The organism is Azospirillum sp. SYSU D00513, from assembly GCF_017356015.1.
In the GTDB taxonomy this organism is placed as follows: domain Bacteria; phylum Pseudomonadota; class Alphaproteobacteria; order Azospirillales; family Azospirillaceae; genus Azospirillum.
Window position 1 is genome coordinate 20368 of the sequence record NZ_JAFIQV010000042.1, and the last position, 24803, is coordinate 45170.

The 24803-nt window shown below is 70.9% G+C and carries 22 protein-coding genes; 13 read left to right on the plus strand and 9 right to left on the minus strand.

Annotation, left to right across the window (positions count from 1 at the left end; translation table 11 throughout):
• Window positions 1–121 precede the first annotated feature (121 nt).
• From JUB11_RS25230 to JUB11_RS25240, 3 genes are all read left to right on the plus strand, one after another.
• Window positions 122–709 carry an NUDIX domain-containing protein gene (locus tag JUB11_RS25230; RefSeq protein WP_207461553.1) on the plus strand — a complete coding sequence of 196 codons (588 nt, stop codon included), beginning with the start codon at window positions 122–124 and terminating at the stop codon, window positions 707–709.
• A complete protein-coding gene (locus tag JUB11_RS25235) occupies window positions 706–1650 on the plus strand; it encodes a LysR family transcriptional regulator (RefSeq protein ID WP_207461554.1) in 945 nt (314 codons plus the stop codon). The genes JUB11_RS25230 and JUB11_RS25235 overlap by 4 nt, the downstream gene beginning before the upstream one ends.
• A gap of 77 nt (window positions 1651–1727) precedes the next feature.
• A complete protein-coding gene (locus tag JUB11_RS25240; RefSeq protein ID WP_207461555.1) occupies window positions 1728–2003 on the plus strand; it encodes a hypothetical protein in 276 nt (91 codons plus the stop codon).
• Window positions 2004–2206: 203 nt separating this feature from the next.
• Here JUB11_RS25240 and JUB11_RS25245 read toward each other — a convergent pair whose 3' ends face one another.
• The 7 genes from JUB11_RS25245 to JUB11_RS25275 all read right to left on the minus strand — a co-directional run bounded on the left by JUB11_RS25245 (window position 2207) and on the right by JUB11_RS25275 (window position 8146).
• Window positions 2207–2464 carry a hypothetical protein gene (locus JUB11_RS25245; protein WP_207461556.1) on the minus strand — a complete coding sequence of 86 codons (258 nt, stop codon included), beginning with the start codon at window positions 2462–2464 and terminating at the stop codon, window positions 2207–2209.
• Window positions 2465–2671: 207 nt separating this feature from the next.
• Complete coding sequence (locus JUB11_RS25250) at window positions 2672–3562, minus strand: LysR family transcriptional regulator (RefSeq protein ID WP_207461557.1); 891 nt, start codon at window positions 3560–3562, stop codon at window positions 2672–2674.
• A gap of 27 nt (window positions 3563–3589) precedes the next feature.
• Window positions 3590–3790, minus strand: a complete 201-nt coding sequence (locus JUB11_RS25255) for a hypothetical protein (RefSeq protein ID WP_207461558.1) — start codon at window positions 3788–3790, stop codon at window positions 3590–3592.
• A gap of 31 nt (window positions 3791–3821) precedes the next feature.
• The gene (locus JUB11_RS25260) at window positions 3822–4286 is read right to left on the minus strand and encodes a DUF1348 family protein (RefSeq protein ID WP_207461559.1); all 465 of its coding nucleotides are present in this window, start codon (window positions 4284–4286) and stop codon (window positions 3822–3824) included.
• 46 nt (window positions 4287–4332) lie between these two features.
• On the minus strand, window positions 4333–6399 hold the full coding sequence (locus JUB11_RS25265) for a pyridoxamine 5'-phosphate oxidase family protein (RefSeq protein WP_207461560.1): 2067 nt from the start codon (window positions 6397–6399) through the stop codon (window positions 4333–4335).
• A 69-nt stretch (window positions 6400–6468) separates the two neighbouring features.
• Entirely contained in the window at window positions 6469–7080 is a 612-nt protein-coding gene (locus tag JUB11_RS25270; RefSeq protein ID WP_207461561.1) for a glutathione S-transferase, read from the minus strand.
• 157 nt (window positions 7081–7237) lie between these two features.
• Window positions 7238–8146, minus strand: a complete 909-nt coding sequence (locus JUB11_RS25275) for a LysR family transcriptional regulator ArgP (RefSeq protein ID WP_207461562.1) — start codon at window positions 8144–8146, stop codon at window positions 7238–7240.
• Between the two features lie 100 nt (window positions 8147–8246).
• Here JUB11_RS25275 and JUB11_RS25280 point away from each other — a divergent pair, with 100 nt between their 5' ends.
• The 9 genes from JUB11_RS25280 to JUB11_RS25320 all read left to right on the plus strand — a co-directional run bounded on the left by JUB11_RS25280 (window position 8247) and on the right by JUB11_RS25320 (window position 18364).
• Window positions 8247–8852: a LysE/ArgO family amino acid transporter gene (locus JUB11_RS25280; protein ID WP_207461563.1), complete on the plus strand. Its 606-nt coding sequence runs from the start codon at window positions 8247–8249 to the stop codon at window positions 8850–8852.
• 496 nt (window positions 8853–9348) lie between these two features.
• Complete coding sequence (locus tag JUB11_RS25285) at window positions 9349–10107, plus strand: SDR family NAD(P)-dependent oxidoreductase (RefSeq protein WP_207461564.1); 759 nt, start codon at window positions 9349–9351, stop codon at window positions 10105–10107.
• 99 nt (window positions 10108–10206) lie between these two features.
• Window positions 10207–11082, plus strand: a complete 876-nt coding sequence (locus tag JUB11_RS25290; RefSeq protein ID WP_207461565.1) for an N-acyl homoserine lactonase family protein — start codon at window positions 10207–10209, stop codon at window positions 11080–11082.
• Between the two features lie 46 nt (window positions 11083–11128).
• Window positions 11129–12343, plus strand: coding sequence for an MFS transporter (locus tag JUB11_RS25295; RefSeq protein ID WP_207461566.1), 1215 nt, complete (start codon window positions 11129–11131; stop codon window positions 12341–12343).
• Between the two features lie 90 nt (window positions 12344–12433).
• Window positions 12434–13381 (plus strand): GlxA family transcriptional regulator, encoded by a 948-nt coding sequence (locus JUB11_RS25300; protein WP_207461567.1) that lies wholly within the window; start codon window positions 12434–12436, stop codon window positions 13379–13381.
• A 130-nt stretch (window positions 13382–13511) separates the two neighbouring features.
• Entirely contained in the window at window positions 13512–14465 is a 954-nt protein-coding gene (locus tag JUB11_RS25305) for a GlxA family transcriptional regulator (protein ID WP_207461568.1), read from the plus strand.
• Between the two features lie 133 nt (window positions 14466–14598).
• Window positions 14599–15045 carry a (2Fe-2S)-binding protein gene (locus tag JUB11_RS25310; RefSeq protein WP_207461569.1) on the plus strand — a complete coding sequence of 149 codons (447 nt, stop codon included), beginning with the start codon at window positions 14599–14601 and terminating at the stop codon, window positions 15043–15045.
• A 13-nt stretch (window positions 15046–15058) separates the two neighbouring features.
• Window positions 15059–17323, plus strand: coding sequence for a molybdopterin cofactor-binding domain-containing protein (locus JUB11_RS25315; protein WP_207461570.1), 2265 nt, complete (start codon window positions 15059–15061; stop codon window positions 17321–17323).
• A 111-nt stretch (window positions 17324–17434) separates the two neighbouring features.
• Window positions 17435–18364, plus strand: a complete 930-nt coding sequence (locus JUB11_RS25320; protein WP_207461571.1) for a LysR family transcriptional regulator — start codon at window positions 17435–17437, stop codon at window positions 18362–18364.
• On the opposite strand, the gene JUB11_RS25325 is transcribed toward JUB11_RS25320, so the two are convergent.
• The gene (locus tag JUB11_RS25325; RefSeq protein WP_247887314.1) at window positions 18359–19813 is read right to left on the minus strand and encodes an MFS transporter; all 1455 of its coding nucleotides are present in this window, start codon (window positions 19811–19813) and stop codon (window positions 18359–18361) included. The two genes, JUB11_RS25320 and JUB11_RS25325, sit on opposite strands and share 6 nt — an antisense overlap.
• A gap of 235 nt (window positions 19814–20048) precedes the next feature.
• Here JUB11_RS25325 and JUB11_RS25330 point away from each other — a divergent pair, with 235 nt between their 5' ends.
• Window positions 20049–21272: an MFS transporter gene (locus tag JUB11_RS25330; protein WP_207461572.1), complete on the plus strand. Its 1224-nt coding sequence runs from the start codon at window positions 20049–20051 to the stop codon at window positions 21270–21272.
• Here the strand turns inward: JUB11_RS25330 and JUB11_RS25335 are convergent.
• Window positions 21197–24607, minus strand: coding sequence for a PAS domain S-box protein (locus tag JUB11_RS25335; RefSeq protein ID WP_207461573.1), 3411 nt, complete (start codon window positions 24605–24607; stop codon window positions 21197–21199). The genes JUB11_RS25330 and JUB11_RS25335 overlap by 76 nt on opposite strands.
• Window positions 24608–24803 lie beyond the last annotated feature (196 nt).

Below are 24803 nucleotides of genomic sequence, written 5' to 3' on the forward strand. Positions count from 1 at the left end.
CAGATTTGCGGGCGCGCTTGCAAATTTGCCGGGCTGGCAGACGGGCCGGCAGGCGGCACTGTCCCCGGCGAAACGGGACCGGCTTGGTCCCGGCCGAGCCTGGAAAAGGGGATATGGTGCGATGATGGACCGGGTCCGCATCCGTGACGTGCGCGTGCTGTCCGACGACTGGTACGTGCTGCGCAAGACGACCTTCGACTACCGGCGCCGGGACGGATCCTGGCAGACTCTCTCGCGCGAGACCTACGACCGCGGCAACGGAGCCGTCGTCCTTCCCATCGACCCGAGCCGGGGCACGGTGCTGCTGACGCGCCAGTTCCGCTACCCGGCCTTCGTAAACGGCCATCCGGAGCCGCTGATCGAGGCCATTGCCGGGCTGCTCGACGAGCGCAGCCCGGAGGAGGCGATCCGCCTGGAGGCGGAGGAAGAGGCGGGCTGCCGGGTCCACTCCCTGCGCCGGGTGTTCGACTCCTTCATGAGCCCCGGCTCGGTCACCGAGCGGCTGGCCTTCTTCGTCGCCGAATACAGCTCGCAGGACCGCATCGCGGCCGGCGGCGGCGTGGCCGCGGAGGGGGAGGACATCGAGGTGCTCGAGCCGACCCTTGACGAGGCGCTGGCGATGGTCGATCAGGGAGAGATCGTCGACGGGAAGACCATCATGCTGCTTCAGCACGCCAAGCTGCACGGCCTCGCGCAGCGGGGCTCATGATCGACCTCGCCACGCTGGACTGGGAGGACGTGCGCGCCTTCCTGGAGATCGCGCGGCGCGGCAACCTGCCGGACGCCGCCCGCGCGCTCGGCGTGAGTGCCGCGACCATCGGGCGGCGGCTGCAGCGGCTGGAGAGGCTGGTCGGGGCCGCACTTTTCGACCGGCTGCCGAACCGCCTGGCCCTTACCGCGCTGGGACGGGAGCTGGCCGAGGCCGGAGCGGCGATGCGGCAGGGTGCCGAAGCCTTCGCGCGGATGGCGATGGCGGGAACGGCGCTGGACCGCGCGCCGGTCCGGGTCACGGCGACGGGATCCCTGTCGCTCTTCCTTGCCGGGCAGGCCGGCTGGCTGGCGGACCGGCTGGCCGAGGCGGGGGCCGCCATGGAGATCCTGACCAGCAAGGCGACCCTCGACCTCGCCGGCGGGGAGGCGGAGATCGCGCTCCGCATGCGGCGCCTGCCGCTGGAAGGCCCCCTGACCGCGCGGCGGCTCGGGCGCGTCGCCTTCGGCGTCTACGCGGCGCGCGCGGCCGCCGGGCAGCGGATCGAGGCGGGGGAGAGTGCCTGGGCGTCGCTGCCGGTGATCGGGCTGCCGCTCACCGGCCGGGCGCCGTCGCAGTCGCGTTGGCTGGACGACCGCGCGGCGGCGCAGGGATCCCGGGTCGGCCTGCGGATCGCCGATGTCAGCGCCCGCCATCGCGCCGTGCGGGCGGGGGGCGGTGCCTCCCTGCTGCCCTGTTTTCTCGGCGACGCCGATCCGCTCCTGGTCCGTCTGTCCGAGCCGCCGGAGGAGCTGGCGGAGGATGTCCATCTCATGCGCCACGACCAGCCGCGCAACCCGTCCGCCACCCGGGCCGTGACGGAGATCCTCGCAGCACTCTTCCAGGAGCAGGGCCGGGCCTTGCGCGGCGAAGCGGGCGGCGCAGTTCCGTCCCCGGCGTGAGGGCCGGGCGCCTGTTCCTTGTCACTCGACTTCACCCCTTTCCGCCCACACCCTCGCCACGGCCGAGGGATGAGGGAATGAGCTACACCCTTCTTTACGTTCATGAAAACGAGCTTCTTTCCGCCTCCTATCCCGGCCGCGACGCCGCGCTGGAAGGGGCGCGCGACGTGCTCGCCTGGGGTGGAAGGCAACTCTCCATCCTCGACCCCTCCGGCCGGGAGGCCATCCTGCACGAGGACATCGTGCGGCACGCCAAGATCCTCAAGCGCTGGAGGGAGCGTTTCGGCCCGCCGCCGGGAGGACCGCAAGCCGATGGGGGGCAGGGACGCCCTGGACAGGCTGCGCCGCGCTGATCGAGCTAAACATCATGCCGCCAGTAAAGCGTATGACCGCTTCCGCGACCCATTCCTTTAGGGTTGTCTCGGGGTGAGACCCGTGGACGGCGGCATGGGCTGATCGCCGGGAGCCTTGAACGACATGGCAGGGCTTGGACCGAACCGCCGCTTCAGCGCAACGATCCGCCTTTTCGCTGCGGGGTCCCGGTGCGGTTCACGCGTCACTTTGCGGCAAAAACCGGCACACCGAACGAGTTGAGCGTCGAGAGCAGGAACAGCATCGCCGGAAAAAGGAATCCGAGCCATATCAGCAACGAGATGATGAGGGTAAGCGAAGCATCAGCTCTCTTGAGGTTGCCGCTCTTCAAGACCCTTTTAAGGTACAATGGGATCATTACCAAAGGCACGGAAAGGATCAGCACCATGAAAATCCCCAGTGCTATTCCCGTGTAACTGGCGACTGAATGCCCGTCCGGCATGCCGTTTTCCCTTTTTCGCGCGCTCTGTAGGAACGTGAGTTGCCGCCCTTGGAAGCCGGACTGCGGGTGGGACTATAGAGCATGTGATGGTGTTCGGGGTGCCCCGCGGCTTCTTTTTCCGGCGGCGGGCTACGCATGGCCGGGAAACCCCCTCTGGCCCTTCGGCTCGACCATGCCGGGCCTGTCATGGCCTACCCCAGCGAACAGCTAGTTCAGGAACCGGTTCTCCCGCAGACGGGAGACCGCCAGGTCGACGAAGGCCCGCACCTTGGCGGGAGCGTGGCGGCCTTCCGGGTGCAGCACGTGGATGGGAAGCGGCGGTTCCTCATGGTCGTCGAGCACGATCCGCAAGGTGCCTTCAAGCAGCGCCGGCCCGATCTGGTAGTGGAGAACCCTGGTCAGGCCCAAGCCGGCCTTGGCGGTGGCGATCGCCGCCTCGTTGGTGTTGCATTGCAGGAAGGCGCCGACCGTCACGCGCTGGTCCCCGGCGAAACGCCATTCCGGCGATGCCCAGGCGCTCGTCGATGCGGCGATGCGGTGGCTCTTGAGGTCGGCAGGCGCCGTGGGGATCCCGTGCTTTTCGAAGTATTTCGGAGAGCCGCAGATCACGCGGCGGACGGTTCCGACCTTGATCGCCGTGAAGCCGGAATCCGGAAGGTGGCCGATGCGCACCGCGACGTCGATACCCTCCTCGACGACGTTGACCGGGCGGTCCAGGAAGAGGGTTCGGCCGGACATCGTCGGATAAAGGTTCAGATATTCGGTCATGATCGGCAGGACATACATCTGCCCGAACAGCGCCGAGGCGGTGACGGAGAGCGTTCCCGACGGTGTGGCGTAGGAGCCGGCCGCGGCCGCCTCGGCCTCGGCGATATCGGACAGGATCCGGCGGCAATCATCGAAGTAGCGCACCCCCGCTTCGGTCATCTTCACCGAGCGGGTGGTGCGGACGAACAGGCGGGTGCCGATCAGGTCCTCGAGCGCCGCGACGGTGCGCGTCACGGCGGGAGCGCTCATGTGCATGTGGCGGGCGGTCTCGGCGAAGCTCTCCGTCTCCGCCACCTTCACGAAGATCCGCATCGCCTGCCATCGGTCCATCCGAGTCCTCCCCTTTCACCCAGCCCGTTAGATCACCCGCATCAGCGTTTCGGCAAGGGTGGCGGGAGCCTGCCTCAGCAACTCCCCGTGATGGTCCGGCCCGTGATGGTCCGGAGAGGCCCGGCACTGTGCAAGCTGGCCGAGCCGATCCCAGAGCCGGCCTGCCCCGGCCGTCAGCTCGTGGACGGACCGGGGCGGTCCGGGAGGAACGATGTCAGCGGTTGTCATGGGCCGTGCCCTCCTGCCTGTGAGTGTTCGGCTAAAAGCCGAAGTGGCTCAGGCCGGGGTGGTCGTCCGGGCGCCGGCCGAGCGGCCACCGGAACTTGCGGTCCTGCTCGGCGATGGGGTGCTCGTTGATGCTGGCGTGCCGTTCGCGCATCAGGCCGTCCTCGGCGAACTCCCAGTTTTCGTTGCCATAGGCGCGGAACCACTGGCCGCTGTCGTCGCGGTACTCGTATGCGTAGCGCACGGCGATGCGGTTGCCCGTGAAGGCCCAGAGTTCCTTGATCAGGCGGTAGTCCAGCTCCTTGTTCCACTTGCGGGTCAGGAAGGCCTGGGCCTCCTCCCGGTTCGTCACGAACTCGGCGCGGTTCCGCCAGCGGGTGTCCGCCGTGTAGGCCAGAGCGACCTTGGCGGGATCACGGCTGTTCCAGCCATCCTCGGCCAGGCGAACCTTTTCGATGGCGCTCTCTTCGGTGAAGGGGGGCAGCGGGGGGCGGGGCATGGTGGATCTCCTGTTTGGATTGTTGAAGTCGAAGAGGGCGGGCGCATCAGAGGGCCAGCTGGATCCGGTCTTCCTCATCCGTTTCCGGTTGCGCGGGAACGGCGCAGCAGATCAGCACTTCGTCCGCCGCCGTTGCCGCGGCCGGCTCCCTGACGTAGGTCACCGCACCTTTGAGCAGCTTGGTTCTGCAGGTGCCGCAGCTCCCTTCGCGGCAGCTGAACTCGGGCTCCAGGCCACGCGCTTCCGCCAGCTCCAGCAGCGTGCCGGCGCCGGGCGTCCAGCGCGCTTCCTTGAGGGAGTTCATGAAGGCGACGGGCACCGGCTTCGTGGAGGCCGAGCGGCGTGCCGGTGCGGCAGCACCCGCGTCGGGGGTCCGCTTCAGCGACGAGGGGCCGAACGCTTCCGCGTGAATGCGCGCATCGGCGACCCCGTACCCGCGCAGCCCGTCGTAGAGCGACTGGGTGAAGGCCGGCGGTCCGCAGAGATAGAAGTCGTAGTCGTTGAAGGGAAGGAAGCGGGTGAGCAGCGCCATGTCGATCCGGCCCGTGGCCTCGTAATCGACGCCCTCCTTCGCGTCCGTCGGATCGCTCAGGACACGGATCACCCGGACCGCACCGAGGGACGCATCGACCAGCGCCACCAGCTCGCGGTCGAACGGCCGCTCCGGCTTGCTGCGCGCCGCGTGGAAGAGGATGGTCGGCCGGACCCGCTGCTTGCGCACGCCCTCGTACACGACGTGCCGCAGCATCGCGAGCATGGGGGTGATTCCGACGCCGCCCGCCAGCAGCACGGCGGGCCGGGTGGCCTGGGCGTCTATCGTGAAGTCCCCGGCCGGCGCGCGCGCTTCGATGGTGTCGCCTTCACGGACCCTGTCGTGCAGGTGCCGGGACACCAAGCCGTCGCGCTTCACGCTGATGCGGTACAACCCATCGGACGGCGCGACGGAAAGCGTGTAGGTCCGGATAACGGGCTTGTCCTCTCCGGTAACGGCAACGCGGATGGGCAGATGCTGCCCCGCTTCGTGCGGGAGCAGCCCGATCCCGTCGTCGGGCTGAAGGTGAAAGGACCGGATTGAGGCGCTTTCCTCGACGATCTTCGCGACCTTGAACGGGCGCCAGCGTGTCGTGAGTTCGGCCGCGCGGAGCCGGTCCGCGGCCTGCCTCCAATCGCCGGTCATGAGTGAACTCGGCGACCAGCCGTCCTCCCGGAAGGTCCAACGCAGGGCCAGCGCGCCACGCCTGCGGACGACGCGGCTGGCCCGGAAGGTCCAGAGCCGCTCCGCGCCCTGGAAGGCGGCGATCTCCGGGGAGTCGAGCAGCACCTCCGCCTTGCCCGTCATCTGCAGCATGTCGCCGGTTTCGAAATCGACGAAGAGCAGGCCCGCCCTACCGTTCAGGAGAATGTTCCCGAGCGTCGCGAAGAAGAGATTGCCGTCGAAATCCGGGATGGTCAGCGTGCCGTCCCCGGTGACGCGGACGAAGCCGCTCCGCCCACCGCGGTGGGAGACATCGACCTGGCGCCGGTCCTCGCGATCGGCGTAGGACGCGACGAAGAAGGCATCCGCCCGCCCGATCATGGCGCGCGCGTCCCCGTCGAGTTCGGTGCTCTCTTCGACCGTGCCGGCGAAGCGGGGGCCGGGATCATGCGCGAAGGTGAAGTCGCGAAGCTGGATGTAGCGCGGACAGTTGCCGAAGCTCTGGTCGACGTCGACCCGGATGCCGGTGCTGGTTGTCGTGACGAAGCCGTTCATGCGGTTGCGCCGCCGGCTGTGCATCTCGATGCCGAGCAGCCCGACGGGATCGCCGTCGCCCATCCCCTGGCCTGCGGGATCGCCGGGGTCCGGCCGGGCCGCGATGTCGAGGATGGTCGGGCCCGGCGATGACATGAAGCCCGGCGGCCCCTCGACGAAGGTGGCCCAGGCATCGCCCCGTGCATCGACGCTGCCGAGCACGATGAAAGGGAGCTGCGCGTAGAAGCTGCGGTGCTGATCGGGCATGAAGTCACGCACGACGCGCTTGCCCACCTCCGCCATGCGCTCGGCCCCGCCGACCTTTTCCTGAATGAGCCTCTCGCCCTCATGCCAGGTCGGCAGCTTTTTCAGATTCCCGCCCATGATCCTTCTCCTCTCCCGCGAAGGGGCTTCGGGTGCACCGCACGCCGGGCGGCGCACCGGGAACGGTGTTCAGGCGGCGAGACCCGCCGGCGTCCGGGCGAAGGGGACGAAACCGGGCAGCGCCTCGACGCGGTGGAGGAAGGTGTTGACGGCCGGGTAGCCGGACAGGTCGACATTGCCTTCGGGTGCACGCGCCACGTAGCTGTAGATCGCGACGTCCGCGATCGTCGGACGGTCACCGGCCAGCCATTCGCGGCCGGCGAGATGGTCGTCGAGCCTGGTCAGCAGGGCATGAGCCCGGGCGATCACCTCGTCCGGATTGTACTTCGCGCCGAACACAGTGATCAGCCGCGCGGCCGCCGGGCCATAGGCGACCTCACCGGCCGCGACCGACAGCCAGCGCTGCACCGCGGCGGCGGCGCGCGGCTCCTCCGGCAACCAGTCGGCGCGGCCGGCCTTCTTGGCGAGGTAGACGAGGATGGCGTTGGAGTCCGAGACGATCACGCCCTCATCGTCGAGCACGGGAACTTGTCCGAACGGGTTCAATGCGAGGAATTCCGGCGTCTTGTGCGCCCCCGCCGCGAGATCGACCTCGATCAGTTCATGGGGCAGCTGGAGTAGCGAGACGAACAGACGGGCGCGGTGCGCGTGGCCCGACAGCGGGTGATGATAGAGCTTCATGATCCTGTTCCTGGCGTTCGCGGCCGGGTCCATTCCCGATCCGCAAGGCCAGACTGAGGCCGTTCTCCGGCAGCGGGAATGTCCGGTGTGGGCAGTTCATCATTGCGCTATGCGGAATAATCGCCTTGGCGAAGGACCAGCCCTGGGCATGCCGGCCTCACCGCCGCGTCGGCTCTGGCGGGGGCGGGGGCTGGAGCGTGGCGCGCGCGGCCCGCAGGACGGCGGCGTTGACGCCGGCCAGCGTCGTGCTCGCGATCCGGCTGCGCTGCCAGAAGAGGGGAATGTCCAAGGGCCGGTCCGGCGCCAGCGCCACCAGCCGGCCGTCGCGCAGGAGCCCGGCGACCTGGGGCTCCGCGTTCATCCCCCAGCCGATTCCGGCGAGTGCCGCATCCACGAAGGCCTGGGAGGAGGGAAGCCAGTGGGTCGGCCGCGCGACGTCCGTCCCGAACAGACCTTCCAGCCAGAGCGCCTGGAGCCGGTCCTTGCGGTTGAAGGTCAGGGACGGCGCGCGGGCGAGGGCGGCCTCGCTCAGCCCGTCGGCGAACCAGCGCGCGGCGAAGTCCGGGCTGGCCGTGGCGATGTAGCGCAGGCTGCCCAGCGGGTGGCTGTCGCAGCCCTGCACGGCCTTCTCGTGCGCGGTCACGGCGGCCAGCACCTCCCCCGTCCGCAGCCAGTCGGCGCTGTGGTCCTGGTCGTCGAGGACGAGGTCGAACAGGCAATTCCCGGCCTCCGCCATCGCGGCGATGAACCAGGTGGCGAGGCTGTCCGCGTTCACGGCGATGCGCAGGGTGACCGGCTCCTCCGCCCCTTCCAGCGCCGGCAGCCCGTCCCGCAACTCGCTTTCCAGCAGCGCCACCCGCTCCACGTGCTGGCACAGCCGCTGGCCCGCGGCGGTGCCCGTGCAGGGCTGGCCGCGCACCACGAGCACACAGCCCAGCCGGTCCTCCAGCAGCTTGATCCGCTGCGACACGGCCGACGGCGTCACATGGAGCCGCTGTGCGGCCCGTTCGAAGCTGCCGGTGCGGATGACGGCGGCCAGAGCCGAGAGCAGCGCGTAATCCAGCATGGATTAGAGATCCTTCATCAAGCGAAGAATCCTTAACTACGCTCATGCGGCGTCCGGTGATAGTCATTCCCGCCCGAACGCGACAGAGGATCGAGACGACATGGACATGGCCGCCTTCCTGCCCGGCTTCCTGCTGGGGCTCAGCCTCATCGTCGCCATCGGCGCGCAAAACGCCTTCGTGCTGCGCCAGGGCTTGAGGGGCGACCATGTGCTGGCGATCTGCCTGACCTGCGCCCTGTCCGACGCCCTGCTGATCCTGGCGGGCGTTCTGGGCTTCGCCCAGGCGAACGCGCTTCTGCCCTGGCTGGAGCCGGCGGCGCGCTATGGCGGCGCCGCCTTCCTAATCGTCTATGGATTCCGCAGCTTCCGGGCGGCGCTCCGCTCCGGCGATGCCCTGTCCCCGGCGGACGCCGCCCCGGCCGCGCTCGGCGTGACGCTGGCGGCCTGCCTCGCCCTGACCTGGCTGAACCCGCACGTCTATCTGGACACGGTCGTGCTGATCGGCTCGGTCTCCACCCAGTTCGCGGACGGAAAGGCGGCCTTCGCGCTGGGGGCGATGACGGCGTCCTTCGCCTTCTTCTTCGCGTTGGGCTATGGCGCGCGGCTGCTGCGGCCGGTCTTCGCGCGGCCCGCGGCCTGGCGGCTGCTGGAGGCCGTCATCGGCATCGTCGTGTGGGCCATCGCCGCCAGCCTGCTGCTGGGATGATCCCGCAAAGCCGGAGCCCGCCACCAGAGGTGAGTGAGACCGGCGGCGGGCTCCGCGCGGCCGGGGGGATGGTATCGGGGGACCAGCACGCGGCCGCAAGCGTGATACGGGCGGGGTCGCGGGGCTCCTGCGCGGATCCGATGAAAAAACCCGCCCCGGCGGCGGCCGGGGCGGGCTGAAGTGTGGTGCGCCCGCCGGGGGATCGACCAGGATTCCGGCAGGCTCGGCGCGGCCGGCGTGAGGAGCCGGGAAAAAGCTCTCGACCGCGCCGATGGTACGCGCCGGCCGCCCGGCCTCCTGCGCGAAGGCTTGGAGGTAGCCCGTTCGCCGGGGCCGGCGCGGAGCGGACACCGTTGTGTCCTAAAATGCGGTATCTACGACATTCAAGACATGGAGCGGCGCGGATAGGGTGTGTCTCACAGGGCCGGCGACGGCGGCACGGACCAACGGTCCCCGACCAGAGCAAAGACACACCCCAATCCAAGGAGACTCCATCATGCAGCTCACCGGAAACACGATCTTCATCACGGGTGCCACCTCGGGCATCGGCCGCGGGCTGGCGGAGGCGTTCCACCGGCTCGGCAATCAGGTCATCATCTCGGGCCGCCGCCGGGCGCTGCTCGACGAGGTGGTCGCGGCCAATCCGGGGATGAAGGCGGTGGAGCTGGACATCACCGATCCGGCAAGCATCCGTGACGTCGCGGCGAAACTGATCGCCGAGAACCCGTCGCTGAACGTCCTGATCAACAACGCGGGCATCATGCCCTTCGACGACGCGTCCGGCGAGATCGACGACGCCGTGGCGCAGTCCATCGTCACCACGAACCTGCTCGGCCCGATCCGCATGACCTCCGCCCTGATCGAGCATCTGAAGCGGCAGGAGCGCGCGGTCATCGTCAACAACACGTCGGTGCTGGCCTACACCCCGCTCGCGGTGACGGCCGTCTATTCCGCCAGCAAGGCGGCGCTCCACAGCTACACGCTGTCGCAGCGCTTCATGCTGCGCGACAGCTCGGTCCAGGTGCAGGAAATCGCACCCCCCTGGGTGAACACCGACCTGATCAAGAAGGGCGACGATCCGCGCGCCATGCCGCTCGACGCCTTCATCGCGGAAACGATGGCGGCCCTCGCCACCGATGCCGAGGAAGCCATCGTCGAGAGCGCCCGGCCGATGCGCGACAACCCCGGCCCCGGCGAGCATGCCCTGGTGAACGGCTTCAACGCCTACATCGCCGAGAACCCCATTCCGGTGTGATCCGGGTTCGCCTGATCCCGACGGCAGTGCTGCGGGGCGGGACCGTTCCGCCCCGCCGCGCCGGCCGGCGCATCCGCACCTCCAGCCCGGACGAGAACCATGAGCCTCAAGATTCACCCGATCAACCTCGGCAACATCACGATGGACGCGAGCGGCCTCGTGCTGTTCCGCGGGCCGGGCATGACGACGACCATCCCGACCCTCGGTTTCCTGATCACCGGCGGCGAGGGGCCGGTCCTGGTGGACACCGGGCCGCGCAACGTCCAGCAATACGCCGAGTTCGGCTTCCTGGGCGAACAGACGCCCGAGATGACGATCGAGCATCACCTGGCACGGCACGGGCTGCGGATGGGCGACCTGCGCTACGTCGTCAACACCCACGCGCACATCGACCATGCCGGCGGCAACGATCGCTTCCCCCTGTCCGTCCCCATCGCCATCGCCCGGCGCGAGATGCAGGCCGCGGCGTCGGGCGTCATGGGATCGGCCATGTACACGGCGGCCGACACCAAGCACCTGATCGACCGGCTGCACACGCGCGGCGCCTTGCGCCTCTTCGACGTGGACGGCAGCTTCGAGGAAGAGGTGATCCCCGGCGTCGCCGTGCGGCTGACCGGTGGACACACCGACGGGTCGATCTCGGTCCTGGTCGAGACCGACGAGGGCATCGCCAACATCTGCGGCGACATCGTCTACGACCTCAAGGACCAGCTGATCACGCCTCACCTCGACCGCAACCATATGGAGCCGACGGTCACGGCCAACCGATCCACCACGATCCTGGCCGAGAAGACCGCGATCAAGCGCGCCCTGGCCGGCAGCCGCTTCCTGCTGCCCAGCCACGACGTGCCGGCGCTGGTCAGCGGCGGGCGGGTGGTCGGGTTGCTGGAGAACGCGATCTCCAACCCCGCCGCCGACGTGACGGCGGCGGCCGGCTACGCCCCGCTGGCGGACACGCGCAAGGCCGCAGCCTGAACCGGCGCACGTTGCCGCCGCATCACGGAGCATGGAGGGCATTCCCATGAGACACGGTCTGGGACGGGAAGCGGGCTTCTGGGTCAGCGCGGCCGTCGTGGCGCACACGCTCTGGACGAGCGCCGCACCGGCCATGATCTATCCGCTTTACGCCGCGCAATGGGGACTGACGCCGACGGTGACCACGGGGTTGTTCGCGGTCTATCCGATCGTGGTCGTCGCCGTCCTGATCGGCTTCGGCACCTTGTCGGACCGGATCGGCCGCCGCGCCGCGATGCTTCTCGGCCTGGCGGCCTCGGCCGGGGGCGTCCTGCTCCTCGCCGTCGCGGCGGATGTCGGCACCCTCTTCGCCGGCCGCATCCTCATGGGGATCGGCGTCGGCCTGTCCGCGGGGCCAGCGGCGGCCGCGCTGGTCGAATTCGCCGGGCCGGGCGGTACCGGGCGGGCGGGCTCGGTCACGGCGGCGGCGCAGTCGCTGGGGCTCGCGCTGGCGCTGCTGCTGGGCGGCGCCCTGGTCCAGCACGCGCCCTGGCCGGCGCGGCTGAGCTTCTGGCTGCTGTTCGCGGTGCTGGTCCTGATTTTCGCGGCGGCATGGTTCCTTCCCCACGGGCGGGCGGACTCGCCGCCAGCCCGCTGGAGGCCAGGGACACCGTCGGTACCGCCGCACGCTCGCGGCGCCTTCGCCACGGCCGCACTGGCGGTGACGGCGGCCTACACCCACGGCGCGATCCTCATGTCGCTCGGTGCCCAGATCGCCGATGACCTCGTCGCGTCACCCGACGCCTTCGTCAATGGTGCGGCGCTCTCGCTCTTCGCGCTCGCCTCGGGCGCGGTCGGCATCCTGGCGCGCGGCATGGCGCCCCGGGCGGCGATGATCGGCGGGGGTGCGGTCTCGGTCGCAGGGGCCGCCTTCCTCGCGGGTTCGGCCGCCCTGCAAAGCCTGGTTTTCTTCCTCGCGGCGACGGCCATGGCCGGGGCTGGCTACGCGCTGCTGGTTCTGGGAGGGCTGGGGATCGTCAACGCGGCCGTTCCGGACCGGCAGCGCGGGGGCACGCTGTCGGCGCTCTTCCTCTTCGCCTACCTGTTCACGGGCGTCCTGACCGCCGGGCTGGGGCGCGTCGCTGCGGGCGCGGGTCTGGAAACCGCCGTCGACATCGGGGCGGCGGTGATGGGGCTGCTCGGCGGGCTCACCGTGCTTCGCGCCGCCGGGAACCATGCGAAGCCGGAGTCCCCCGCGCGGGCCGGTGCCTGCCCGGGCTAAGTTCCACCGTTTGAGCGCGGCACAGCCGAGCCTGTATTCTCGCCCGGCCTCGGCCGGGACAAGGTCGGATCGTTTCGGAGGTCGTCCGTCATGCATCGCGTCGGTCTTCTCGTCCTTCCCGGCTTCCAGAACATGTGCTTCGCGGCGCTCTCCGCCTTCGAGGTGGCCAACCGCAAGACGGCGCAGCCGGCCTATGGCCTGCATGTGGTGTCCGAGCGCGGCGGGCCGGTTCCCTGCTCGATGGGGATGGAGGTGACGACGGTCGCGATGGACGCGCTCGACCTCGACACGATCCTCATCGCGGTCGGCATGGAGGTGCCCGCCGCACCGGAGCCGGTCCTCGACCATCTGCGCCGGGCCGTCCGGTCGGGCCGCCGGGTCGCCTCCATCTGCCTGGGCGCCTTCGTGCTGGGGCAGGCGGGGTTGCTGGAGGGCCGGCGCGTGACGACCCACTGGCGGTGGGCGGAGGAACTGAAGGCGCGCCATCCCGCGGCACGGGTGGAGATGGACCGGCTCTTCATCCAGGACCAGGACCTGTGGAGTTCGGCGGGGATGGCGTCGGGCATCGACCTGGCCCTGCAGCTCATCGAGTCCGACCAGGGCCGCGACGTCGCCCGCGCCACCGCCAAGGGGATGGTGATCCACCACCGCCGCGCCGGCGGCCAGTCGCAGCATTCGGCCCTGCTCGACCTCGACGCCCAGGCCGACCGCATCCAGTCGGCGCTCGCTTACGCGCGGCGGAACCTGCATGAAGCGCTGTCGGTGGAGAATCTTGCGGAAGTCGCCTGCCTGAGCACGCGGCAGTTCTCGCGGCTGTTCCGGCAGGAGACCGGGACCTCGCCGGCCAAGGCGGTGGAAACCCTGCGGCTGGAAGCCGCCCGGGTGATGCTGGAGGAGAACGGCCTCTCCATCGACAGCGTGTCGCGGCGCACCGGTTTCGGCGATCCCGAACGCATGCGCCGCGCCTTCCTGCGCGCCTATGGCCGTCCGCCCAGCGCCTTCCACGGCCGCCGGAGCGAGCAGGAACCGGCGGATTAGGGAACCCAAGGCAATTGCGCCGACCTTTCCCCCGACCTTTGGAGCCACGATGACGAAACCGTTGACAGGACCCGCCCCCGGGACGCCTGAATCGGCTGCGGACAGCCCGTCCGGACAGCCGGAGAGTCTTATGCCAGCCATCGGTTTCGTGGTTTTCGAGGGCTTCCAGGTGATGGGGATGGCGGCGCTCTCCGCCTTCGAGATGGCGAATCTCGTGCTCGGCCGGACCGGCTACGAGGTGCATGTGCTGTCCGAGCATGGCGGTCCGGTGAAGAACTCCCTGGGCTTCTCCATCGACACGGCACCCTTCGGCCCCACCTTCTTCGACACGACGATCACGACCGGATCCCTGGTCGTGACGCCGTCCTCGGCGGGCCTGCTCGACTACATGCGGACCGCCGCCCAAGAGTCGCGGCGGGTCGCCGGCATCTGCACCGGCGCCTTCGTGCTGGCCGAGGCGGGGCTGCTCGACGGCCGCAAGGCCACGACCCATTGGGGCCACGCCCGGACCCTCCAGCGCCTCTATCCCAAGGTGAGGGTGGAGGAGGACCGCATCTTCAGCGTGGACGGCAATGTCTGGACCTCGGCCGGGATGAGCGCCGGGGTCGATCTGGCGCTGGCGCTGGTCGAGAACGACTTCGGGCAGGAGGTCGCCAAGGCCGTGGCCCGCAAGCTCGTCGTCTATCTGCGCCGGACGGGCGGGCAGTCCCAGTTCTCCACCCTCCTGGAGCTGGAGCCCAAGTCCGACCGCGTGCGCAAGGCGCTGGTCTACGCGAAGGAGAACCTGAAGAACGAGCTGTCGGTCGAGGAGCTGGCGGAGGCCGCGAGCCTCAGCCCCCGCCAGTTCAGCCGCGTCTTCCGCCAGGAAACCGGCCAGTCACCCGCCAAGGCGGTGGAGCATCTGCGGCTGGAGGCGGCGCGCGTGATGATGGAGGACGGGCGCCATCCCATGGACGTCATCGCCCGCGAGACGGGCTTCGCCGACCGCGAACGCATGCGGCGTGCCTTCCTGCGCTCCTACGGCCAGCCGCCCCAGGTCATCCGGCGCTCGGCGGAACAGGAGCGCGAGCTGGCGGTCCATTGAGCGGCTGAGGGTCGAGGGGCAGCGGTTCGAGAGGCCGTGCCGACATGTCCGAAAAGGAGGGACTTTCGACCTTCGGCGTCTGAGGCGCCGGCCCTAACCTCATGGCGGTTCAGCCCCAGTTCCGGACACCGCCATGACCACCATTCACGTCAACGGCCGCGCCCATGAGGTCGCGGTGGAAGCCGACACGCCGCTCCTCTGGGTCCTTCGCGACACGCTCGGCCTGACCGGGACGAAGTACGGATGCGGCATTGCCCAGTGCGGCGCTTGCACCGTCCTGATCGACGGCGAGGCCACCCGCTCCTGCCAGGTTCCGGTCGAGAGCGTCGGCAACGCCGACATCCGCACCATCGAGGCGATCGAGGAGGACGCCGTCGGCCGCAAGGTGGTCGAGGCCTGGGTCGCCTCCCAGGTGCCGCAGTGCGGCTACTGCCAGTCGGGCCAGGTCATGGCCGCGACCGCGCTGCTGAAGCAGACTCCGCAGCCGACCGAGGCCGACATCCAGGACGCGATGACGAATCTCTGCCGATGCGGGACCTACAACCGCGTCGCCTCGGCCATCCGCCAGGCCGCCGGCTGAGGGGGGACCGGACATGAACAGCCTGCAGACCCTGCACGCCCGGGCCGCCGCCACGCTGATGGACGCGCCCCTGGAGTCACCCGCCGGCGCGGGGACCCGCGTCTCCAACCTCTCGCGCCGCGCCTTCCTGGGCTTCGGCGCCGGCGCGCTCGTCCTGGGCGCGCTGCTTCCGCCCATGCCCGCGCTCGCGCAGGCCGCGGCGGCACCCAAGCCCGGCACGCGCGTGCCGGCCTTCCTGGTCATCGGCAAGGACAATGCCGTCACGCTGCTGAGCCCCTTCGTGGAAGGCGGGCAGGGGATCAACACCGGCCTCGCCCAGATCGTCGGCGAGGAGCTGGACGTCCACCCGTCGCGCTTCACCGTCGAATGCGCGCCGCCCGGCGCCGATTACGCGGTCATCAACGGGCTGCGCATGACCGGCGGCAGCTTCTCCACCCGGTCCAGCTACGATCTCATGCGCCGCCTCGGCGCCACCGCCCGCGACATGATGATCCGCGCCGCGGCGGCGCGGCTGAAGGTCGTGCCGGGAAGCCTGACCACCGACGACGGGCATGTCGTCCACGCCGCCTCCGGACGGCGGCTGACCTATGGCGAGTTGGCCGACGAGGCGCTGGCCCTGGCGCCGGACGAGGCCGTCGCGCTGCGCGATCCGGCGAACTTCCGCTACATCCGCAAGCCCATGGACCGGCTGGACGTGCGGGCGAAATCGACCGGCAAGGCCGTCTACGCCATCGACCAGACGGTCGAAGGGATGCTCCACGCCGCCGTCCGGCACGCGCCGCATCTCGGCACCCAGCCGGACGCGCTCGCCAACGAGGCGGCGGTCGCCGTGATGCCGGGCGTCCATTCCGTGCACCGGCTGCCGGGCGCCGTGGCGGTCGCCGCTGACAGCTGGTGGCGCGCCCGCAAGGCCGTCGAGGCGCTGGAGGTGGCCTGGTCCAAGCCGGCGCCCACGGGGTTCGAGACGGTGGCCGCGGATTACTCCTCGCAAGGCATCCTCGCCGCGCTCAAGGCCTCGACGGCGTCAGGTCCGCTCGCCGAGACGGAGGGCGACGTCGCCGCCGCCTTCGCCTCGGCCGCCAAGGTGATCGAGGCGGAATACGACGCGCCCTACCTCGCCCACGGGCAGCTCGAACCGCCCTCCAGCATCGCGCGCTTCAACCCGGACGGGACGCTGGAGCTGTGGGCGCCGAACCAGATGCCGGAGCTGTTCCAGTCGGTCGCCGCCCAGACGGCCGGGCTGCCGCCGGAAAAGGTCATCCTGCATTCGCCGACCCTCGGCGGCTTCTTCGGCCGGCATTTCCTGTACGGCAGCTCCAACCCCTTCCTCCAGGCGATCCAGCTCGCCAAGGCCACCAACCGCCCGGTGAAGGTGCTGTGGTCGCGGGAGGAGGAGTTCCGCATGGACGCCGTGCGTCCGCTGAGCTTCAGCCGCTTCAAGGCGGCGCTGGACCCGCAGGGCCGGCCCACGGCGATCCAGGTCCGCACCGTCGGGGAGGGGCCGCTCGGCCGCTGGTTCGGCGCCATCTTCAACGGGCCGGTGGACAGCTCGGCCGTGGAAGGCATCGTCGCGAAGCCCTACGCCGTGCCGAACCGCAGCATGGAATACGTGAAGGTCCCGCACCCCGTGACGATCGCCTTCTGGCGGTCGGTCGGCCATTCCATGAACGACTATTTCTATGAGGGCTTTTTCGACGAGATCGCGGACGCCGGCGGGCGCGACCCGTACGAGCTTCGCCTGGAGCTGCTGAAGGACAAGCCGCGCCACCGCGCCCTGCTGGAGACGGTCGCCAGGCTCTCCGGCGGCTGGAAGCGCGGCCCCTACGAGGCCGAAGGCGGCAAGCGGGCGCGCGGCGTCTCCATGGCATCGCCCTTCGGATCGGAGACGGCGACCGTCGCGGAGGTCTCCATCGAGGACGGGGAGGTGCGCGTCCACAACCTATGGATCGCCTTCGATCCAGGCAGCATCGTCAACCCGGCCATCGTGAAGGCGCAGGTGGAGTCGGCGGCGGCTCTCGGCCTGTCGGCGACCCTGTTCGAGGATCTCTCCTACGAGGGCGGCGTCCGGCAGTCGCACAATTTCGACGACTACCCCATCCTGCCCCGCCGCGCGATGCCGGCGGTGCATGTGGAGATCGTGGAAAGCGGCGCTCCGATGGGCGGTGTCGGGGAGCCCGGCCTGCCGGGGGTGGCGCCCGCCGTGGTGAACGCCGTCGCGGCGCTCACCGGCCAGCGCATCCGCAGCCTGCCCCTGGCGAAGGCCAAGATCGGCGTGTGAGGCGCGGCGGCCCTCCCCGGAGCGGGAGGGCCGCCGACGAAGCCGCGTGATTTCACGTTTTCTTCGCGCCCATGGCGCCGCATAATGGCCGGACCGCGCCATGGCCGATGCATGCCGAATCCCGATTTCAATCTGCTGCTCACGCTCGACGTCCTGCTCGAGGAGGGCAGCGTCGCGCGCGCGGCGCGCCGGTTGAGGCTCAGCCCCTCGGCGATGAGCCGGGCGCTGGCCCGGCTGCGCGAGGCGACGGGCGATCCTCTGCTGGTCAGGGCCGGGCGCGGCCTCGTGCCCACGCCGCGCGCGCTCGAACTGCGTGAAAGCGTCGGCCGGATCGTGCGGGACGCGGAAGCCGTCCTGCGCCCGGCGGGGGCGCTGGACATCGGGCAACTCGACCGGACCTTCACGCTGCGGACCGGCGAAGGGTTCGTGGAGACCTTCGGGCCGGGCCTCCTCGCCCGCGCCCGTGAGGAGGCGCCCGGCGTGCGGCTCCGCTTCCTGCCGAAGCCGGACAAGGACAGCGCGCCGCTCCGCGACGGGACCGTCGATCTGGAGACCGGCGTCGTGGGAGAGGCGACGGGGCCGGAGCTGCGCGCTCAGGGCCTGTTCCGGGACCGTTTCGTCGGGGTCGTGCGGGCCGGCCATCCGCTCGGCCGGGGCGCGATCACGCCCGCCCGCTACGCCGGCGGACGGCACATCCTCGTCTCGCGGCGCGGCTTTGGCAGGGCGCCGGTGGACGAGGCGCTGGAAGCCCTGGGGCTGGAGCGGGAGATCGCCACGAGCGTCGGCGGCTTCTCGACCGCGCTGGCGCTGGCGCGGGCCTCCGACCTGATCGCCACCGTTCCCGAACGGCACACCACGGGGCTGCGGACCGATCTGTTCAGTTTTCCCCTCCCGGTGCCCGTGCCGGACATCCTGGTTTCGCTGCTCTGGCACCCGCGGCTCGACGCCGACCCGGCGCACCGCTGGCTGCGCGGCTGCGTCCGGGAGGTCTGCGCGGAGCCGCTTCCGCCGTCCCAAGCCGGCGCCGCGTCCGCGTCATGACGCGTCGCCGGCGCGGCGGCCAGCCGGGGCACGGCTCGCCACGGCAATGGCGAGCGCGGCGACGACCAGGATCGCCGCGGCGGCGAAGGTGATCCGCGTGCCGGCGGCGACCGCATCGGGGCTCGCCGCCGCGACGTCGGTTGCCGCCGAGGCGACGGCGAACAGGGCGCCCATGGCCGAGGCCCCGGTGACGAGGCCGAGATTGCGCGACAGGGTGAGCATGCCGGACACGACGCCCCGCCGGTCCGGGGGCACGTCCGCCATCACGGCGGTGTTGTTGGCCGTCTGGAACAGCGCATAGCCCACGGTGACCAAGAGGATGGGAGCGACGTAGCCGGCAACGCCGAGCGTCGCGGGGATCACGGACAGCAGCAGTGAACCGGCCGCCATGCCGCAGAGCCCGGCGACCGTCATGCGCCGCGCGCCAAAACGGTCGGCGAGGCGCCCGGCCGCCACACCGGTGAGTGCTGCGGCGAACGGGCCGGCCGACAGGACGAGCCCGGTCATGGCCGTGTCGAGCCCAAGCGCGCGGGAGAGGTGGAAGGGACCCACGACCAGCGTCGCCATCACCACCGTCGAGACCAGCGCGCTCATGGCGAGGCCCGGCCCCAGCACCGGATCGCGGAACATCGCCGGCCGGATCAGGGGCGGCGACGCCCTCGCCTCGACGCGCAGGAAGAGGACGGCGCCGAGCACGGCGGCGGCCAGCAGCGCCAGGTTGAGCGGGCCGAGACCGCCGCGCCCCACCGTCATGGCCAATGCATAAGCCGCGAGCGTCAGGGCGAGCAGCAGCATGCCCGTCCCGTCGAAGCCGTCCAGGCCAGCCTTCGGCGTTTGGCGGTCGGGCGCCAGATGGCGGCGGGCGAGGAGGAAGGCCAGCGCGCCCAGCGGCAGGTTGAGGAGGAAGATCGCCCGCCAGCCCGGCCCGGCGATCAGCAGGCCGCCGAGCGAGGGTCCCAGCGCGGTGCCGACGGCCGACATGGTCCCGAGCAGCCCCATGGCGCTGCCAGTCCTCTCCTTGGGAACGGTCTCGCCGATGAAAGCCATGGTCAGCGCCATCATGACGGCGGCACCAAGGCCCTGCGCCGCACGGGCGGCAACCAGCAGCGGGAGCGAGGGTGCTGAGCCGCACAGGGCCGAAGCCCCGGTGAACAACAAAATCCCCGCCAGCAGCAGGCGCCGCCGGCCGATCAGGTCGCCGAGCCGCCCGACGCCGACGATCAGGCTGGTGACGGCGAGCAGATAGGCGATGACGACCCATTGGACGTCCTGGAAGGACGCGCCGAACGCCTGTCCGAGCGTCGGCAGGGCGACATTGGCGACGCTGGTGCCGAGCGAGGACAGCAGCATGGACAGCGAGAGCGCGGCGAGCGCCCAGCGGGCGGAGGCCGCCGGCCGGGCGCCCCCGGTCCCCGCCTCCATGCCCGTGGCGGTGGTGCCTTTCATCATGACCTTCCTTTCCGGCTCCCCGATTGGAGCCCCGGCAAGGCTGGACCCATGGCGGGCATGGCGGAACGCGCGTCGTTTGCAGTCCATTCGTGCATGGAACGCCATGTCATGGCCGAAGGCGGCGTGATGTGGCCGGTGAAATGTCCTGAAACGCTGTTTACCCGACATTCAGGCCGGATCGGGAAGGGGCTAGCCTGTCCTCGGCAGACACGTCCCTCCTTCAGGAGTTCGCTCCATGTCCTCCAAGGTCCCGCTCTATTGGATGGCCCTCGGCTCCTTCGCCGTGGGCACCGAGAGCTTCATGATCGCGGCGATCCTGCCGGAGATCGCGGCCGACCTGTCGGTCAGCGAGCAGGCCGCCGGCCAGCTCGTCTCCGTCTTCGCGCTGACCTACGCGGCCAGCTCCCCGATCCTCACCGCCGCGACGGGCGGGCTGAGCCGGCGCCTGCTGCTGATCGGCACCATGACCGCCTTCGTGCTCGCGAACATCGTGGCCGCTATGGCGAGCGGCTACGCCGGCCTGCTGGTGGCGCGCGTCCTGCTCGCCATGGCGGCTGGGCTGTTCGTCCCCAACGCCAACGCGCTGGCCGGCACGCTGGTCGGGCCGGAGGAGCGCGGGCGCGCCCTGTCCATCGTGACGAGCGGGCTGAGCCTCGCCATCGTCTTCGGCGTGCCCCTGGGCGCGCTCGTCGGCAACAGCCTCGGTTGGCGGATGACCTTCGCGGCGGTCGCGGCGCTGGCCGTCGCCGCGGTCATCGGCCTTCTCGTCGGGCTGCCGCGGTCGATGGAGGTCGCGGCGCCCGTCGCCAGCCTCGGCGCGCGGCTGGCGGCCTTGAAGAACCCGGCCGTCCGCCGCCCGCTCGCCATCACCGCCCTGTGGGCCATGGGTCCCTTCACCGTCTATCCCTACATCGCCTCCTACCTGCGGGAGGCCACGGGGCTGGACGGGGCGGCCGTCGGCTTCGCCCTCTTCGCCTGGGGGCTGGCTGCCTTCGCCGGGCTGACCTTCGGCGGGCGGGCGGCGGACCGGCTGGGCAGCCGGCGCGTCGTGAGGGCCACGCTGCCCCTGACGGCCGCCGCGCTGGCGAGCCTGTCCCTGACCGCCCATGTCGTGCCGCCCTCCCTGGCGCTCCTGCCCGTGCTCGCCGGCATCCTGGCCTGGGGCTTCGCGGCCTGGGCCTTCTACCCGGCGCAGCAGGCGCGGCTGATCGCCGCCGTCGGCCCGCAGGGCGCGCCGATCATCCTGTCCGTGAACGCGTCCTTCCACTATTTCGGCTTTTCGGTGGGGGCGGCGGCCGGGTCGCTGGTGCTGGGCTTCGGCGGCGTCCGGGACCTCGGCTGGGTCGGCGGCCTCTGGGTCGCGCTCGCCTGCCTGCTGGAATTTCAGGCCTTCTCGCGGTCGGCCGCCGTGTCGGCCAGCACGGAGTCGAGCAGCCGGATCAGGTCGTCGATGCGGTAGGGCTTGGCGAGCACCTGGACCCCCGTGGCGCGGGCGATCTCCTCGCTGTAGCCGGTGGCGAGGATCACCGGCAGTCCGGGGTAGAGGCGCCGGACCTCGCGGGCCAGATCCACCCCGCTCATGCTGCCGGGCATGACCACGTCGCTGAACAGCACGTCGACGCTTCCCGCCGCGACCCCCGCCTCGAGTGCCGCCAGCGCCTCGTCGGCGTTGGCCGCCCGCGTCACCCGCCAGCCGGCGTCCTCCAGCGCGGCGGCGACGGTGGAGGCCACGACGGGGTCGTCCTCCACGAGGAGCAGCCGGCCGCCACAGCCCGCCGCCGGCCCGCTGTGGCCGGACTCCTCGGCCAGCTTGGGCAGGGCCAGCTTGGGCAGGGTATGAGAGCGGCGCAGCAGGAGGGCGATGGTCGTGCCCCGTCCCTCCTCGCTGTCGATCCAGGCGGTGCCGCCGGCCTGCCGGGCGAGGCCGTAGACCTGGGCGAGGCCGAGGCCGCTGCCCTTGCCGACCTCCTTGGTGGTGAAGAAGGGGTCGAAGGCGCGGGCGCGCACCTCGGCGGGCATGCCGGTGCCGGTGTCGGCCACGGACAGCCGCACGAACTCGCCCTCCAGCCCGGACGGATCACCGGCCTCCAGCGTCACGTTCCCGGCCTCGACCGTCAGGCGCCCGCCGCCGGGCATGGCGTCGCGCGCGTTCACAGCGAGGTTGATCAGCGCCAGCTCGAACTGCGTCGGGTCCAGCTCCACCGGCCACAGGCCGGGGCCGAAGCGCGTCTCCAGCCGGATGTCGGCGCGCAGGGCGCGTTCCAGAAGGCCCGACATGCCTAGCACCCGGTCGCGCACGTCGATCGGCTCCGGCCGCAGGCTGTCGCGCCGGGCGAAGGCCATGAGCTGCTGGACCAGCTTGGCGCCCCGGTCCACCGCCTGCTGGCCCGCGTCGAGCAGCGGGCGGATGCGCGGCTCGTCCGTGCGCCGGCCGATCATGGTCAGGCAGCCGCCCAGGGCCTGGAGCAGGTTGTTGAAGTCGTGCGCCACCCCTCCGGTGAGCTGGCCGACGGCCTCCATCTTCTGCGCCTGGCGGAGCTGGTCCTCCGCCTGCCGCAGGGCGGCGTCCGCCTCGCGGCGCGCGGTGACGTCGCGGCCGACCGCGTGGATGAAGCCCTCCTCCGGCACCGCGATCCAGGAGATCCAGCGGTAGGACCCGTCCTTGTGGAGGTAGCGGTTCTCGAAGCGCATCGTGGACAGGTTCTTGGACAGCTGGCCAACTTCCGCCAGCGTCGCCGCGCGATCGTCCGGATGGACCAGATCCAGGAAGCTGGTGCCGATCAGCTCTCCCTCCTGCCAGCCGAGCAGGGCGGTCCAGGCCGGGTTCGTCGCCGTGACGCTGCCGTCGAAGCGCGCCACCAGCATGATGTCGGTGGAGAGCCGCCACATGCGGTCGCGTTCGGCCGTGCGCTCGGCGACGCGCCGCTCCAGCGTGGCGTTGAGGTCCAGAAGCGCATCCTCGGCCCGCTTGCGGTCGGTGATGTCGTAGCAGACGCCGAAGACGCGGGCGGGGCCGCCGGCGTCCTCCGGCACGGATTGGCCCTGCCGCGCCACCCAGCGCAGCTCCCCGTCGATGGGCCGCCGGATGCGGTACTCGACATAGCCCAGCCCGCCGGTCGGCACCGCTCCGGGGCTCAGCGTGTTCAGGCGCGGCCGGTCTTCGGGATGGATGATCGCCGCCAGTTCCGGCAGCGGGACCAGGGGGCGGGGCGGGATGCCCCAGAGGCGGCAGAACTCCGCCGACACGGCGAGCATGCCGTCGTTGCGCAGCTCGAAGGTGCCGATGCCGCCGGCCTCCTGCGCGATGCGCAGCCGCTCCTCGCTGGCGCGCAGGGCCTCCACGGCGCGGCGCGCCTCGGTGATGTCGTTGCCGGCGACGAAGATGGCCGTCACCCGTCCTTCGGCGTCGCGGATGGGCTGGTAGACGAAATCCACCCAGCGCTGCTCCAGCGGGCCGCCGTCCCGGCGCCGCAGCCGGGAGGAGACGCCGTGCCCGACGAAGGGCTCGCCCGTCGCGCGGACCCGGTCCAGCAGCTCGATGAAGCCCTGTTCCTCCAACTCCGGCAGCGCCTGCATGATCGGCTTGCCCAGTATGTCGCGCCGGCCGACATGCTCCTGGTAGGCGTCGTTGGTCATCTCGAACGCATGGTCGGGGCCGCGCAGCACGCACATGAAGCCCGGCGCCTGGCGGAAGAGGTCGCGCAGCCGGTCCCCCTCGGCGGCCAGCCGGGCGTTGGCGGCCCTGACCGCCTCCCGCTCCGCCTGGAGCGCGCGGTTGGCCTCGGCCAGCGCCTCGTTGGCGCGTCGCAGCGACAGTTCCGCCCGCGCGCGCTCGACGGCGGACCAGGTCCGCTCGGCGACCTCGCGCACCAGCTCGATCTCGTCCGGCCGCCAGCGCCGGGCCGTGCGGTTGTGGACGTAGAGCGCCGCGACCATGCGGCCGTTCTTCACGAGGCTCGCCGTGATGACGGCCGCCATCTCCAGCGCGGCGAAGGCGGCCTGATGCTCCGCCGAGGCGGTCTGCGGATCGGTGGCGGCGTCGTGGACGACGACCGGGCGGCCCTGCCGCAGGGCGGCGAGGATCTCCGGCCCAAAGGCCTCCAGGTCGTGCGTGCCAACGTGCGAGGCGACCGTGCCGTCGGTCCAGTTGCGGGTGGTGGTGAAGTAGCGGGCACCCTCGTCCACCACGCCGTAGCCGACGCGGCTCGTGGCGAGCGCGCGGCCGAGCGCCTCCTCCGCCGCGGCGACGATGTCGTCGGGCTCGGCGAGACCGCGGAGTTTTTCCTCCAGCTCCAGGTGGAAGGCCGCTCGCCGCTCGCCGAGCACCTTCTCCGTCGTCTCCGACGCAGCGCAGAACATACCGGCCACCCGGCCGCTCTCGTCGCGGACGGGCGTGTAGGAGAAGGTGAACCAGGCCTCCTCGCGGAAGCCCCGGCGCGCCATGGGGATCAGCAGGTCCTCGTACCAGGAGGCCTCCCCGGCGAGCGTGCGTTCCACCAGGGGCAGGATCTGCTCCCAGATGTCGGCCCAGACCTGCGCGAAGGGCAGCCCCATCGCGGCCGGCCGCCGCTCGCCGAAGATGGGCGCGTAGGCGTCGTTGTAGACGAAGGCGAGGTCCGGCCCCCAGGCGACGAACATGGCCTGCCGGGAGCTGAGCACCAGCTCGACCACCGCGCGCAGGCTCTGCGGCCAGCCCTCCGGCGGGCCGAGCGGCGAGGCCGACCAGTCCTGCGCCGCGATCAGCGCGGCCGCTCCGCCGCCGGCCGGGCCGGCGGCCTCCTGCCCGTCCCTCATGCCGCCTCTCCGGCGCGGGCCACCTCGGCGCGGTGTTGAAGGCTGGTCGTGCGTCTCGGGAGGATCATGCGGAAGGGCCGATGTGACCGCGGGACATTCGGAAGGATAGTGTCTTACCACAAGCCCGCCGGGAAGATAGCCCGCCTATGGTCAGCCTTCCGCCGCATGCCCTTGCCCGGCCACCATAGCCATGGGT

Coding starts and splice junctions, on each gene's coding strand:
- JUB11_RS25230 (WP_207461553.1), top strand. CDS start 122: ATGATGGACCGGGTCCGCATCCGTGACGTGCGCGTGCTGTCCGACGAC.
- JUB11_RS25235 (WP_207461554.1), top strand. CDS start 706: ATGATCGACCTCGCCACGCTGGACTGGGAGGACGTGCGCGCCTTCCTG.
- JUB11_RS25240 (WP_207461555.1), top strand. CDS start 1,728: ATGAGCTACACCCTTCTTTACGTTCATGAAAACGAGCTTCTTTCCGCC.
- JUB11_RS25245 (WP_207461556.1), bottom strand. CDS start 2,464: ATGCCGGACGGGCATTCAGTCGCCAGTTACACGGGAATAGCACTGGGG.
- JUB11_RS25250 (WP_207461557.1), bottom strand. CDS start 3,562: ATGGACCGATGGCAGGCGATGCGGATCTTCGTGAAGGTGGCGGAGACG.
- JUB11_RS25255 (WP_207461558.1), bottom strand. CDS start 3,790: ATGACAACCGCTGACATCGTTCCTCCCGGACCGCCCCGGTCCGTCCAC.
- JUB11_RS25260 (WP_207461559.1), bottom strand. CDS start 4,286: ATGCCCCGCCCCCCGCTGCCCCCCTTCACCGAAGAGAGCGCCATCGAA.
- JUB11_RS25265 (WP_207461560.1), bottom strand. CDS start 6,399: ATGGGCGGGAATCTGAAAAAGCTGCCGACCTGGCATGAGGGCGAGAGG.
- JUB11_RS25270 (WP_207461561.1), bottom strand. CDS start 7,080: ATGAAGCTCTATCATCACCCGCTGTCGGGCCACGCGCACCGCGCCCGT.
- JUB11_RS25275 (WP_207461562.1), bottom strand. CDS start 8,146: ATGCTGGATTACGCGCTGCTCTCGGCTCTGGCCGCCGTCATCCGCACC.
- JUB11_RS25280 (WP_207461563.1), top strand. CDS start 8,247: ATGGACATGGCCGCCTTCCTGCCCGGCTTCCTGCTGGGGCTCAGCCTC.
- JUB11_RS25285 (WP_207461564.1), top strand. CDS start 9,349: ATGCAGCTCACCGGAAACACGATCTTCATCACGGGTGCCACCTCGGGC.
- JUB11_RS25290 (WP_207461565.1), top strand. CDS start 10,207: ATGAGCCTCAAGATTCACCCGATCAACCTCGGCAACATCACGATGGAC.
- JUB11_RS25295 (WP_207461566.1), top strand. CDS start 11,129: ATGAGACACGGTCTGGGACGGGAAGCGGGCTTCTGGGTCAGCGCGGCC.
- JUB11_RS25300 (WP_207461567.1), top strand. CDS start 12,434: ATGCATCGCGTCGGTCTTCTCGTCCTTCCCGGCTTCCAGAACATGTGC.
- JUB11_RS25305 (WP_207461568.1), top strand. CDS start 13,512: ATGCCAGCCATCGGTTTCGTGGTTTTCGAGGGCTTCCAGGTGATGGGG.
- JUB11_RS25310 (WP_207461569.1), top strand. CDS start 14,599: ATGACCACCATTCACGTCAACGGCCGCGCCCATGAGGTCGCGGTGGAA.
- JUB11_RS25315 (WP_207461570.1), top strand. CDS start 15,059: ATGAACAGCCTGCAGACCCTGCACGCCCGGGCCGCCGCCACGCTGATG.
- JUB11_RS25320 (WP_207461571.1), top strand. CDS start 17,435: ATGCCGAATCCCGATTTCAATCTGCTGCTCACGCTCGACGTCCTGCTC.
- JUB11_RS25325 (WP_247887314.1), bottom strand. CDS start 19,813: ATGATGAAAGGCACCACCGCCACGGGCATGGAGGCGGGGACCGGGGGC.
- JUB11_RS25330 (WP_207461572.1), top strand. CDS start 20,049: ATGTCCTCCAAGGTCCCGCTCTATTGGATGGCCCTCGGCTCCTTCGCC.
- JUB11_RS25335 (WP_207461573.1), bottom strand. CDS start 24,607: ATGAGGGACGGGCAGGAGGCCGCCGGCCCGGCCGGCGGCGGAGCGGCC.